The following is a 13,012-nucleotide window of genomic DNA, read 5'->3' as shown; positions in this document are numbered from 1 at the left end:
CCGCGGCGGATCACCGCGAGCCCGCGGGACAGGTCGACGTCGTGGACGGTCATGTTGATAACCTCACCCGCCCTGGCTGCGCGCGAGGTCGGCGAGCATCACGTGCGCCCTCGTGGCGGCCGTGTCCGGCTCGAACGTCTCCAGCCATAGGCGGCCGTCGCTGCGGACGACAGCGGCGACCACATGGCGGCATCGGCGGCATCGGCGGGGCTGGTGAGGCGGCGGGGTCACAGGTCCCCCAACCCGAGACGGCGCGCCTCGTCGGCCGCCCTGCGTTCGGACGTCGCACGCGAGTAGCGGTCGATCATGTCGCGCCTGCTCCATCCGGCGGTGACCATGAGCCCCTGTTCGGTACCGCCCGCGTCGAGCCACCGGCCGGCGAACGTGTGACGCAGCACGTGCGGGTGGACGTCGCCGAGCCCAGCCTTGCGGGCGCGGATCCGCAGCGACCGCCACAGCGCCGCATAGGTGAACCCGTAGCCGCGTTCGCCGAGCCACAGCGTCGGCCCGTCCGCCTTGATGTGCTTGCGTCTGGCGCGCATGTAGCGGTCGATCGCGGCGCCGGTGGCGGGTCCGAACGGGACGTGTCGGCCTTTGCCGCCCTTCCCGCGGCGGATCACCGCGAGCCCGCGGGACAGGTCGACGTCGTGGACGGTCATGTTGATAACCTCACCCGCCCTGGCGCCCGTCTCGCACATGAACCGGACGATCGCTTCGTCGCGCTTGCATGACAGGGACTTGCCGGCGCACGCCTTGATGAGCGCGCGGAGCTGGTCGTCGGTCAGCTCGTCGACGACCGCGGTGTCGAGCTTCGGCGGTTTGACCTTCACCAGCAGGTCGTGGTCGATCTCGTCCTCGTCGGCGAGCCACGCCGAGAACCGCCGGACCGCGAGCTGCCGCAACCTGGCGGTCGCTGGCGCCCGGCCGGCGTCGAGCAGGTGGTTGGTGAACGCCGCGACGGTGTCGGGCTCGAGCGCCGGTTTCACGCCCTCGGTGTGGCACCAGTCGAGGAACTGTTCGACACCCATCCTGTAGACGGCGCGGGTCTTGTCAGCCTTGCGTTCGGCGGCCATCCGCAATAGCCACGAGTCGAGGAGGGCGCGGAGGTCGTCGGTGTCGAGCATCGGCGATATCTTGACCTAGTGCGGCATGCTATGCAAGTATGCTGCTTGTGACCGGCGAAACCGCTGGTCAGCCCGATAATCGGGTCCGAGCGTTGGTCGAGGTAGTTGTCCGGCTCGTCGAGCAGCAGCATGCCGTCGGGTCCGCGCAGGAGCGCCTCGAGCACCAGGCGCTTCTGCTCCCCGCCCGACAGCGTCACGACGGCGCGATAGCGCACGCGTTCGTAGTGCTGTCGCAGCGCCGCGGTGCAGCACGCGTCCCAACCGTGCTCGGCGTCGTAGCCACCGACGTCGGTCCAGCGCGCAAGCGCCTCTGCGTAGGCCAGCTGGGTGCGCTCGTCGTCGTTGTCCATCATCGCCAGCTCGGCGCGGTCCAGCGCCGCGGCGGCGGTACGCACCGGCGTGGGCGCGACCGACAGCAGCAGGTCCCGCACATCGCTGCCGTCGGTGATCGAGCCGATGAACTGCGGCATCACGCCGAGGCCGCCACTCGACACAGCGGTGCCGCCGTTTGCGGTGAGCTCACCGGCGAGGATCCGCAGCAGCGTCGTCTTGCCCGTGCCGTTGGCACCGATCAGTGCGGCCTTGGCCCCCTCCCCCACCCGGAACGAGACGTCGTCGAGCAGCACCCTGCCGTTGGGCAGGACGTACCGCAGGTGGGAGACGTCGACATGGGCCATCGGCGGCAGCATGCCACGACGAGCGTGGCGGCCGCTGGCGGGCAGCCGGGGTCAGCTGCCACGCAACCTCGGACGTGGCAGCCGCTGCCGGGCAGCCGAGGTCAGCCGCTGCGCACGAGGTCGGTGAGGTACGCCACGACGTCGGGCAGCTCGATGTCGGTGCGCTCGCCGCTGGCACGGTCCTTGATCTCGGCGACTCCGCGCTGCAGGCCGCGGCCGAGCACGACGATCGTCGGCACGCCGAGGAGGTCAGCGTCGTTGAACTTCACGCCCGCACGTACCCGTCGGTCGTCGTGCAGCACCGAAAGGCCGGCGGCCTCGAGATCGGCGGTCAGGGCCTCGGCCGCGTCGAACGGCGTGTCGTCCTTGCCGGTCGCTGCGACGTGCACGTCGGCGGGCGAGACCGATCGAGGCCAGCACAGGCCGTGCTCGTCGTGGGTCTGCTCGACGATCGCGGGAACGGCACGCGAGACGCCGATGCCGTAGGAACCCATCGTGACGGTCACCTGACCGCCGGCCTCGTCCTGCACCGTGAGGTCCAGTGCCTCGGCATATCGGCGGCCGAGCTTGAAGATGTGCCCGATCTCGATGCCGCGCGCGATCGACAGCGTCCCGTCACACCGGGGGCAGGGGTCGCCTTCGCGGATGTCGGCGACGTCGATCATGCCGTCGGCGGTGAAGTCCCGTCCGGCCACCAGGTCCACGACGTGGCGCCCGGCCTCGTTGGCACCGGTCGCCCATCGCGTGCCGTCCGCGATGCGCGGGTCGGCGAAGTAGCGCACACCCATCGCCTCGCCGAGCCCGGTGGGTCCGATGTAGCCTTTGACCAGCATCGGATGAGCGGCGAAGTCCTCGTCGTCGAACGGTTCCACGGCGGCTGGCGTGACGACGGCCTCGAGGCGCTTGAAGTCCACGTCACGGTCGCCCGGGACGCCGATGGCCAGGGCTTCCGTCCTGCCGTCGGGGTGCCGCAGGCGCACGAGCACGTTCTTGAGCATGTCGGCCGCGGTCCAGTCACGGTCCTCGCGCCGCAGGTCGTGCCGCGCATTGAGCAGGTCGACCAGGGTCGCGATCGTCGGCGTGTCCGGTGTGTCCTCCACGTGCGCCGCAGGTACGCCGTCGGCGGACACGGGCTTGGACGGCGGGATCTCGACGGCCTCAGCGTTCGCCGCGTAGTCGCACGTCGTGCACCTGACGAACGTGTCCTCGCCAACCGGGGTCGGCGCCAGGAACTCCTCGGACGCCGAGCCGCCCATCGCGCCCGACATCGCCGACACGATCTCGTAGCGCAGGCCAAGGCGGTCGAACGTCCGCAGGTAGGCCGCACGGTGCAGGTCGTAGGACCGGTCGAGGCCCGCGTCATCGACGTCGAACGAGTACGAGTCCTTCATCAGGAACTCGCGGCCACGCAGGACCCCGGCCCGGGGACGCGCCTCGTCGCGGAACTTGGTCTGGATCTGATACAGCGACAGCGGCAGGTCACGGTACGACCCGTACATCTCCTTGACGAGCAGCGTGAACAGCTCCTCGTGGGTCGGGCCGAGCAGATAGTCCGCCTGGCGCCGGTCCCGCAGACGGAACAGCGTGTCGCCATACTCCGTCCACCGCCCGGTCCGCTCGTAGGGCTCGCGGGGCAACAGCGCCGGGAAGTGGACCTCCTGAAAGCCAGCGGCGTCCATCTCCTCGCGGATGATGCGCTCGACGTTGCGCAGCACCTTCCAGCCCAGCGGCAGCCATGTAAAGATCCCCGGCGCGACGCGGCGGACGTAGCCGGCGCGGACCAGGAGCCGGTGGCTCGGGACCTCCGCGTCCGACGGGTCCTCGCGCAGGGTCCGCAGGAACAACGTCGACATGCGCAGTGCCACCGCTCGATCTCCTTGAGCTTCCGGTCCGTGGACGCCCGAGCCTAGCTGCCCATCTCCGCTGGGGACGCGCCCCAACGCCGAGCCGACGCCACGTCCCCAGATCGCGCACATCAGGCGTCACCAGTGCTGCCAGTGCAGCTGCTCGGCCAACGGGCGGCGCGGGCGGCGGGTGCCCGACGATGGCGGCTGAGTGTCGGCCGGGTGGCCGATCGTGACCAGCCCGACCGGCTCGACGTCCTCGGGGATCCCCAGCAGGGCGCGCACGCCTTCGCGGTCGGCGAGGTCGAGCAGGCCCGCATCGAGGCCGGCGTCGACCGCGGCCAGCAGCAGCAGCATCAGTGCTGCGCCCCCGTCGACCCACCAGAACGGGACCGCCCAGTCGTCGGGGCCGCGACCGCCCGCCTTGTCCGGTTCGGCGTACCGGTCGCGGTACGTACGGGGGCGCACGCAGGGAAGGACGTGGACCGGCGCGACCGACAGCCACGGCGCCCGGCCCCGTGCGATGTGGTCCGGCTCGTCGCAGACCTCGGCGATGCGTTGCCGCACGTCGGCATCTGTGACCACGACGAACGACACCGCCTGGGCGAAGCCAGCGCTGGGCGCGCGTCGGGCGATCTCGACGATGTGCTCGACGGCGGCCGGGCTCACCGGATCGGGGCGGTACCGGCGGACCATCCGCCGGCGCGCGACGATGTCAGCGAGCTCCATCGTCGCCACGCCGCTCCGGCACGACGCGACCGGTCAGGTCGGGCACGGCCGCCACCGGCCTCCTGCTGCGACCTGCCTGGTCGAGCTGCACGGCGCGGACGACCTGCGGGCCGTCGCTGGTCGTCACGTGCAGGTCGGCGGCGGCACCGAGCCAGGCCAGGTGGTCCGCACCCGACAGCACACCCTTGCCGCCGCGCTTCTGCATGGGGTAGTCGTCCAGCGGGCTGCGCTTGCCCGCTCCGTCCGCGTCGATCGTCACGACCTCGGACGCCATGTCCACGGGCGACATGACCGACACGCCGACACAGCGCTGGCCTTCAGGGATCTGCTGCGCAGCGACCCCGAACGACGGCCGTCCCATCGTCCGCACCTCATCGGCGCCGAACCGGATGGCCAGGCCGCCGCTGTGGGCCACGAGCAGCTGGTCGTCGTCGGTGCACGCCGTGACGTCGACGAGCTCGTCGTCGTCGCGCACGCCAGCGGCGATCATCTGCTGGGTGCGCCCGCGGTACTCGTCGACGCTCGACCGCTTGATCAGGCCCTGGGCCGACAGCGTGACGACGTCCGTGCCGTCCACGAGGTGGACCGCACCGATGATCGGCGCATCCGGGGGCGAGCCATACAGCTGGGCTATTGGGACACCCCGCTGGCCCGTCGGTACGACCGGCACGTCGGCCAACGCCACCCGGTACCCGCCGCCCTCGGCATCGACCAGCAGCAGGTCGTCGGCGGTCGTGGCACGCAACACCGCGACGACCGGGTCCTTGCGGTCCCTGTAGGGCGTGCTGGTGCGGCGCTGGTTGACCGCCTTGATCACGGCGCCCGCCGTCACGTAGACCGTGACCGGCTGAGCCTCGAGCTGGGGCAGCACATCGGCGGCGTCGTCGGCTGCGTCGTCCGTGGTTGGTACACGGTCGTCGAGCCGGCTGCGCCGCGGGTCGGCGTGCGCTCTCCGTAGCTCGCGCAGTTCGGTGACCAGCAGCCGGTCGAGCTTGGCGGGGTCATTCAGGATCGCCTCCAGCTCGGCGATCAGGGCACCAAGCTCGGCCAGCTCGTTGGCGATCTTCTCGCGCTCCAGCTGAGCCAGGCGCCGCAGCTGCATGTCGAGGATCGCGGTCGCCTGGATTTCGGTCAGGCCGTAGCGCTCCATGAGCTGGGCGCGCGCGACGTCGGCGCTGGCCGCCGCCCGGATCAGCGCGATGACCTCGTCGAGGTGGTCGAGCGCGACCATGAGGCCCTGGAGCACATGGGCGCGGGCGGCCGCCCTGTCACGCCGGTACGTGGTCCGTCGGGTCAGGACCTGGCGCTGATGCGCGACGTAGGCGACCAGGCAGTCCCGCAGGCCCAGGGTGCGTGGCTGGCCGTCGTGCAGTGCGACGATGTTGACGTTGAAGTTGGTGCGCAGGTCGCTGTGCCTGTAGAGCTTGCCGAGCACGCGCGCGGGGTTCTCGCCGCGCTTGAGCTCGATGACGATGCGCATGCCGTCGCGTGACGACTCGTCGCGCAGGTCCCGGATCTCCTCGATGCGACGACTCTTGACGAGGTCGGCGATCCGCTCGAGCAGCGTGGCCTTGTTCACCTGGTACGGGATCTCGGTCACGATGATCCGCGGCATGCCACCCGAGCGCGTCTCCGTCGTGGCGATCGCCTCGACCGTCACCGCACCGCGACCGGTCGCGTAGGCCTGACGGATGCCGTCGGTCGACACGATGCGCCCACCCGTCGGAAAGTCCGGCGCCGGCACCTTGTCGAGCAGGTCGTCCAGCGTCGCCTCGGGGCGGCCGATCAGCAGCAGGCACGCGTCGATCAGCTCACCGAGGTTGTGCGGGGGGATGTTGGTCGCCATGCCCACCGCTATGCCCGACGAGCCGTTGAGCAGCAGGTTCGGCAGGCGGGCCGGCAGCACGACCGGCTCCTCGTCGTCGCCGTCGTAGTTCGGAACGAAGTCGACGGTCTGCTCGTTGATGCCGTCGAGGAGCGCCATCGCGATCTCGGACAGCCGCGCCTCCGTGTAGCGCATGGCTGCGGCGTTGTCGCCGTCGATCGAGCCGAAGTTGCCGTGTCCGTCGATCAGCGGGGCGCGCATCGTGAAGTCCTGCGCCATGCGGACCAGCGCGTCGTAGATCGACGTGTCACCGTGCGGGTGGTACTTCTGCATCACCTCACCGACGGCGCGCGCACACTTGCGCAACGGGCGGTCAGGGCGCAGCCCGGCCTCCCACATCGCGTACAGGATGCGCCGCTGCACGGGCTTCAGGCCGTCACGCACGTCGGGCAGCGCCCGCCCGACGATGACGCTCATCGAGTAGTCCAGGAAGGCCTGCTGCATGCGGTCGACGATGTTGACGGCCCGGACGCCCCGGGCGCCGTCGGGCGTGTCGAGCAGGCTGGGCTGGCGGCTCATGCTGTCGTGTCCCCACGAGGGTCGGTGGATGTGGTGCGCTCACGGCGACGTCGGAGCGACGCACGCCGCACGCTGATTGTGCCGTGTGACACCGCGGATCTCGGCCAGGCGCCGCCTGCGGCGACCTCGCACCCGGCCGGTGCGGCGCCGGGCGCGCGTCAGCTGGCGGACCGCGCCTGCTCGAGCCAGCCGTCGACGGTGCCGCTGTTCGCCTCGATCCAGTCCGCCGCGTCCTGCGCGATGTCGGCCTCGGTGTAGCTGTCGCCGGCCGCATTCATCTCCGCATCGATGTCGGCTAGTGCTAGTGGGATCTCGACGGCCTCGAGCACCGCAGCCGCGTCCGGGTGCTCCTCGATGAAGTCGTTGTTGGCGACCGCGCGGATGTCGTTGACGCCCAGCCCAGATCGCACGCGTCGGCGCCCGTCGCACAGCCTCGCAGGCCCTCGGCCGTCGTGTTGCCCTCGTCGTCGGGCAACGCAGGGGACTCGAGCCACACGACATCATCGCCCGGGACCAGCACGTCGACCGTCCAGTTCTGCGTCCACGTAGAACAGCACGGGTTAGTCGGCCTCGATCCTGTCGACGATCTCGTTGACCTGGTCGAAGTAGTCCCCGACGACCTGCTCGACGTTGGCCCCCCAGTCCAGGGTGTCGATGTGCTCTGCGATCGCCGCGTGGCAGCGCCAGCCCTCGTTGCAGCCGACCAGGTCGGCCGTGCCGTCGCCGGTCGTCGTCGAACGTCGCGGCGACGTCCGCGTCGGTGAAGTCCGACATGCTGGCAGGCCCAGCTCCTCGGCGGTCGCCTTGTTACCAGATACCCCTGCAACGCGCCGTCGCTGACCTCCGTTCCGAGCGGGGTGATCGGCTGCTCGTCCTGCTCTCCTGTGAACAGCTAGCGCTCGAGGTAGATGTCGTGCAACGGGAACCAGCCGTTGACCCAGAGGTCGTACTCACCCTGCGCGAGCGCCGGATGGAACACGTTCGGATCCAGCGTCGCGTCGGCCGGGTTCGAGACCTCGTAGCCCAGCTCGCGCAACAGGTCGCGACCGATGCCGCCCGCAAGTTCGCCGACCTGCTAGACGCCGTCGAGCGCGGTGAAGAATTCACCATCATCCGCCGCGGCAAGGCCGTCGCACATCTCGAACCGACACGACGCGGCCGGGGACGCGATCTCAAGGCCGTGCTCAACGCACACCGCCCAGACCCCGACTGGGCCGCCGACGTCGTCGCCACCCGCGAGCTGCTGGTCACAGAAGACCGCACGTGAGCCTTCTGCTGCTCGACACCACGGTGCTGATCGACGCCGAGCGCGATCCTGCCGCGGTCGATGAGGTGATCGCGGACGACGACGACACCGCCATCGCGGCGGTCACCGTCGCGGAGTTGCAGGTAGGCGCATCGCTGGCGACGGCAGCCGACGGACGGCCCGCCAGGCGTACATCGACGCCGTGGTGGCCGTGGTCCCGGTGATCTCCTATGACTCGTCCGTCGCGATGGCCCACGCTCGTTTGCTCGTGGCCACTCGCACGGCCGGCCGATCGCGTGGCGCACACGACCTGATCATCGCGGCCACGGCTGTCGCCGGCGGCCGCGTCGTTGTGACAGCCGATCCGATCGGCTTCGAGGACCTGCCTGGCGTCGAGGTTCGCCACCACGGCTGATACCGCAACGAGCTCACCGATCTGCTCGCCGCCGCCTCGGACGAGGGCGGTTACAGCTACGCGCTGGTCTGCCTGCTCGGACTGAACGGGCTGCGGGTCTCTACTCATCGCCGGCCATTGAATGCCGGCTGTGGACGCGCGGAGGCTTCGTGAGGTTGCGTTGCCGCGCGTTGACCTCGACTGGTCAGCCCCTCATTCCCCAGCGTAGGTCAGCGACCGTCGCCAGGGGCGAGCCCCGTGCGGCGGGCGTCTGCGCACTTGTGTCGTAGTCAACTGATCAGGCCGGACAGGACCGCATGCAGGTGCGCCCGGTGCCCGTCGGTGTTGAAGTCGTGGAGGGGATGCGGCGCAAGGAGATGCTCGGTCACCTCACCGTTGCGCCGAACGTACAGTGTGGGGTGGATGTCGCCCGAGGCGTCGGTTTCGATCGTGATTGCGGCCGCGTCGGCTCCGCCAGCATCGGCGAAGTGTGCCAGCGGCACAGCTCCCCGCTCGGTGATGCCTTCGCTGGGTGAGAACTCCAGTACTCGCGCGAGGTAGGACTGCTGATTCCACAGATCCGGCGCGTTCGTCGCCTGCCGCAGCAGGTGGTCGACGACGTCTCCGGGCCTCAGGGTGCGCGCAGCGACCTCGATGCCAAATTGCGCTCGCGCGATGTGGCGGGCCAGCAGGCGAGCGTTGTAGCGAAAGCCGTGCACCGCGGCCGAGTTGCTGGGGATGCCGTACTTCTTCAGCCCGACGGCGCCCTGGGTGATGGCACCCGCGAAGTAGATGCCGGGCACCGTCGCGCTCTCCCAGAACGGCGTCTGCGCGGGCAACCGGTTCTGATAGAACGTCGCAACGCCCAACTGGGGGAGGTCTCCCAAAGGCGCGGCGAACCCTGTCGCCGCGACGACCTCGTCGACGTCGAGAGCCAGGCTGTCTGGCGTGGTCGTGCCGTGGGTGTGGACCCGGTAGCCGTGCCGCATCCGCTCCACCCGCTCGATCGACGCGTCCAGGACCACGTTGCCGCCACCGAGCACGTGGTCCTCGTATGGTTGCAGGTAGCGGGCCCGAGCCGCGGCGGTCGAGTGCGTGAGCACGGAGATCCGCGCGGGCCGGGGAGAGACCAGAATGATCTGCCTCGCGTGCGTCAGCAGGCCGTCGGCCAGCTCGAAACCCGAGTTGCGCTTGCCGATCAGCAGCACCCGCATGCCCGCGTAGGAGGCAGGCGGCTTGATGTCAACGTAGTGCGGGACGCCTGCCAGTCCCTCGATGGCGGGCTTCCAGGGCTGTGCCATTCCCACGGCGAAGACCGCGACCTTGCAGCGATACTCGCCGTCAGAGGTGGACAGGACGAAGCCGTCCGTGCCGCGGCGGGTCCCCTGCCACACAGTCCCGTACCGGACGCTGACCCCGGTGTGCGCCGCGAACGACGACAGTCCCTTCTCCATCTGGCCGCGTGTCGGGAAGTATGATGCGCCGTCCACCAGGTCGCGGACCAGGAAGCGATGCTCGGGTTCATCGGCGAGCAGGCTGTTCCAGTCGAACCGCTCGTAACGCTGTGAATCGCGCTCCGTCGGCGCGTGCGGCTTGGTCCACGTGACCAGCCGCTGGAAAACGGGGAAGCGTTGGAACATTCCGCCGGGGGCGTCGTCGGCGGAGATTACGGCATGCTCAACGCCGAGCCGGCCCAGAAAGTAGCTGAGCTGCAGGCCTCCCGGGCCGCTGCCGACGACGACCACCGGATAGGCGCCCGGCGGGAACGGCCGCTGGTTCAGCTGCGCCATCTGTTGGCGGCCCGCAGTCGTCTGGCCTCTGCCTGGAGCATCCGAACCGCCACGCTGGGCATGGCCGTCAGCCAGTCGCTCAGTTCGGTGCGCGACAGGACGAGGCAGTGCAGCGGTCGCAGCGCGATGACGTCCGCCGCCGGAGGCTCGGCGAGCAGGATCGAGATCTCGCCGAAGAAGTCGCCGCGCGCCAGTCGCACCCGGTCCTGCCCATCGATGCTGACCACGGCCTCGCCGTCGAGGATCACGTAAAACCCGGTGCCGCTGAAACCCTGACGAAGGATCCGCTGGCCTTCTGGGAACCACTCCTCGTCCATTGTGTGCACGACCGTGTCGAGCTGCGCCCGCGACAGGTCAGAGAACAACGCCAGCGACGCCAGGATGTCGATGACGTCCTCACCCGCAGCCATGACCGCAGTCTACGCACGCTCGGATCGCCCGCCTGCCGCCCTTCCCGCCGGGCGCTCGTCCGGACGTCTGTCAAGACTTCGCGAATCACATCAGTGGCGTACGGGGTGCCGCCATCCTCCCCGGTGCCCTGACCGCCGGTCGCGCCGTAGCGCCCCGGTTCTCGTGAGCGACGCCCGAGCAAGGCTCCGGGCCCGCCCGACGGGCCATGAGGCGGGCTCACGTCGTGTCGGTCGTGTCGGTCGAGCTGCCACAGTTGTGGCGGCTGGGCCTCCGCTTCGCTCACGTTCCCCTGGCCAACTCGGCCCGGCACAGCATTGGACGTCGCGTTGCAGACGCCTCTCCCGCAGGGTCGCGTGTCCACGTTGTCATCTTGATCGGAGGCCTCAATGCGGAAGGAAATCGCATGAATTGAGTATCGTCATAGGACCGCGCAGCCGGTATAAATTGCTAAGCGTCCCGAATCGAATGCCGCGGCGGGAACCTGTGGCGGTGAACATCCGGGTTGCCGGGCGTGCCTCTCAGCGAGCGTCTAGTCCTGACACTACAGTGCCCAATTCCGTACGCGATGAGCATCGCGACGCGGCGCGTGCAGGTGCGGGAGGCGCAGGTCTTCACCCGCAACGCCGCGTGCGGTGCTCTGAACGAGTCCGGCGGATAGGGGCGGCTCTGGCTGGCTGCGGCCTCGCCTGTGGCCGCGCGTCACTCTCGTACCGGCGGCCGTGCGTACGCCACCATCGGCGGACAGTACACCCCGGCCCCCGTTGAGGCCGTCGACCCACGGCCCCAGGTTTGTGCCGGTCGGCGGTCTCACTCCATGCATTAGCGCTCGGTGTCAGTCTGCTGCTCCTCTTCGCCGCCCCGGCCGGTGCGGGACGTCGGTCAGCTGCCGCCGGTCGGCGGCAGCTGACCGCGCTCACAGCTCGCCATCCCCACACGACCCCGACCCACGCCGGCGAATTATGAGCCCGCAATTCGAGTTCCCCCAACGCCGCGGTCGAACTATGTTCGCTGTGCTGGCGATCTCGTTGCCGGTCTCGGCGGCGCTCGCCGTTGGACTGAGCCGGCTATCGCTGGTTCCGCCCTGCTCGGCGTCAAACGCCGCTGAACGCGACTCCACGTGGTTCAACGACGACAAGCCTGGACACGATCGACCGAGAACCGGGCGTCGCCGCACGGCTTGATCGGCGCGGCGATGGCGAGGAGGCGGCATGGGCGGACAAGAAGTCCTTGAGCTCTTTCGTGCGGCGGTGTCGCACAGCGACGCGGCGGCGATGCGACAGGGCCTGGAACGCCTCTTCGGCGTGACCGACCGCACAGGGCTCTCCGCAGCGGATGAGTACTGGGTCCGGCACCCGGGTTATGTGATGGAGATGCCGCAGTCGGGGGAGCGTATCCGTGGCCGCGACGCCATGCGCGCGATGCAGGAGGCGTTTCCCGCGCCCCCGACCATGACGTTGCGCAGGGTCGTGGGCTCAGGCAGAGTCTGGGTCGTCGAGGCAGTCAACGACTACGACGGCGACGTCTGGCATGTAGTGGTGATCCTCGAGTTCGACGACGCCGGCCGAATCGTGCTCGACACCCGGTACTACGCACGGACGCTCGAGGCGCCAGCTTGGCGCGCACATTGGGTGGAACCGATCGCGTGACACGCGCGGTCCGTCGCTGCCGCGATCATTGATTCCGGCTTAATCGCCGTGCTGTGCTGCAGGTCACAATGCATGCGGGTGGTCGCGACGCACCGATGTCCTTGACCACGTGCGAAATCGCCCACGCTCCGTAGCCTGTGATCACTCGGACCCTCGTGTCGAGGGTGCTGCTTGCGCAGGGTGTGAGCGCACCAGGCGTTGACGGTTGAGCCAGGCGTGCACGCCGAGAGCTCGGGGATGCAGCTCGCGGTTGCGTGTTGAGATCGATATCGTTCGCGTGCAGCCACCGCCACATGGTCGCTTCGTCGGTTCCGGCGAACCGCCAGAAGAGCCAGACAGGCAGTGGGACCCGCCGGGGCGGTCGGCCGCCGCTCGCGCACCGGGCGCACACGAACACCGTCATCGTCGCACAGCCGGCGTCCCATTCACGACTGCCGCGGGGTGTGGGCGACGCCGAGCCGCCGCCATCGAGTTCGAGCGCGCGTCCATGCGCCATCGGGCAGTCGACGATGGGCGCGCCAGCGAAGGGGCTTGTCCAGTCACCGCTCCCGCCGCTCCTCACCCGCCGTGGTGAGGTATGCGGCGACCTCGTGTCCCGTAGTTTAGTTACTTTCTCCTGAAGAAGTCTGTTCGCCCTGATTGAGGGTGGCCGCTGGTGTGGGGGTGGTCGGCGGGCTCGGGGTCGTGGTCGTTAGCCGACCTCCCGGGTTGTCGTCACTGGATCATCATCCCGATCTTGACCAGGTT

At 69.5% G+C, this 13,012-nt stretch carries 11 protein-coding genes; 3 read left to right on the top strand and 8 right to left on the bottom strand.

From position 1 onward, the window contains the following. Window positions 1-227: 227 nt before the first annotated feature. The 6 genes from VK923_09130 to VK923_09105 form a co-directional block, all read right to left on the bottom strand. The gene (locus VK923_09130; protein HSJ44829.1) at window positions 228-1,073 is read right to left on the bottom strand and encodes a tyrosine-type recombinase/integrase; all 846 of its coding nucleotides are present in this window, start codon (window positions 1,071-1,073) and stop codon (window positions 228-230) included. Continuing rightward, window positions 983-1,801, bottom strand: a complete 819-nt coding sequence (locus tag VK923_09125) for an ATP-binding cassette domain-containing protein (protein ID HSJ44828.1) — start codon at window positions 1,799-1,801, stop codon at window positions 983-985. The genes VK923_09130 and VK923_09125 overlap by 91 nt, the downstream gene beginning before the upstream one ends. A 101-nt stretch (window positions 1,802-1,902) precedes the next feature. After that, the gene (locus VK923_09120) at window positions 1,903-3,666 is read right to left on the bottom strand and encodes a proline--tRNA ligase (protein ID HSJ44827.1); all 1,764 of its coding nucleotides are present in this window, start codon (window positions 3,664-3,666) and stop codon (window positions 1,903-1,905) included. Between the two features lie 117 nt (window positions 3,667-3,783). Further along, complete coding sequence (locus tag VK923_09115; protein ID HSJ44826.1) at window positions 3,784-4,374, bottom strand: nitroreductase family protein; 591 nt, start codon at window positions 4,372-4,374, stop codon at window positions 3,784-3,786. Continuing rightward, window positions 4,361-6,778 carry a DNA topoisomerase (ATP-hydrolyzing) gene (locus VK923_09110; GenBank protein HSJ44825.1) on the bottom strand — a complete coding sequence of 806 codons (2,418 nt, stop codon included), beginning with the start codon at window positions 6,776-6,778 and terminating at the stop codon, window positions 4,361-4,363. The genes VK923_09115 and VK923_09110 overlap by 14 nt, the downstream gene beginning before the upstream one ends. Before the next feature lie 158 nt (window positions 6,779-6,936). Beyond that, entirely contained in the window at window positions 6,937-7,188 is a 252-nt protein-coding gene (locus tag VK923_09105) for a glycine betaine ABC transporter substrate-binding protein (protein HSJ44824.1), read from the bottom strand. A 560-nt stretch (window positions 7,189-7,748) separates the two neighbouring features. Here VK923_09105 and VK923_09100 point away from each other — a divergent pair. Together VK923_09100 and VK923_09095 are read left to right on the top strand one after the other, a co-directional pair. Beyond that, window positions 7,749-8,045 (top strand): hypothetical protein, encoded by a 297-nt coding sequence (locus VK923_09100; GenBank protein ID HSJ44823.1) that lies wholly within the window; start codon window positions 7,749-7,751, stop codon window positions 8,043-8,045. After that, a complete protein-coding gene (locus VK923_09095) occupies window positions 8,042-8,248 on the top strand; it encodes a hypothetical protein (GenBank protein HSJ44822.1) in 207 nt (68 codons plus the stop codon). The genes VK923_09100 and VK923_09095 overlap by 4 nt, the downstream gene beginning before the upstream one ends. Before the next feature lie 460 nt (window positions 8,249-8,708). Here the strand turns inward: VK923_09095 and VK923_09090 are convergent, their stop codons facing one another. Together VK923_09090 and VK923_09085 are read right to left on the bottom strand one after the other, a co-directional pair. After that, complete coding sequence (locus VK923_09090; protein ID HSJ44821.1) at window positions 8,709-10,163, bottom strand: NAD(P)-binding domain-containing protein; 1,455 nt, start codon at window positions 10,161-10,163, stop codon at window positions 8,709-8,711. Window positions 10,164-10,195: 32 nt separating this feature from the next. Further along, complete coding sequence (locus VK923_09085) at window positions 10,196-10,618, bottom strand: cyclic nucleotide-binding domain-containing protein (protein HSJ44820.1); 423 nt, start codon at window positions 10,616-10,618, stop codon at window positions 10,196-10,198. Window positions 10,619-11,827: 1,209 nt separating this feature from the next. On the opposite strand from VK923_09085, the gene VK923_09080 reads away from it, so the two are divergent. Further along, window positions 11,828-12,265: a nuclear transport factor 2 family protein gene (locus VK923_09080; protein ID HSJ44819.1), complete on the top strand. Its 438-nt coding sequence runs from the start codon at window positions 11,828-11,830 to the stop codon at window positions 12,263-12,265. Window positions 12,266-13,012: the final 747 nt, after the last annotated feature.

It is taken from the genome of Euzebyales bacterium, assembly GCA_035461305.1.
Lineage (GTDB): Bacteria > Actinomycetota > Nitriliruptoria > Euzebyales > JAHELV01 > JAHELV01.
The sequence above is the reverse complement of the archived record's forward strand: the minus strand, read 5'-3'. Positions and strand labels throughout refer to the sequence as shown.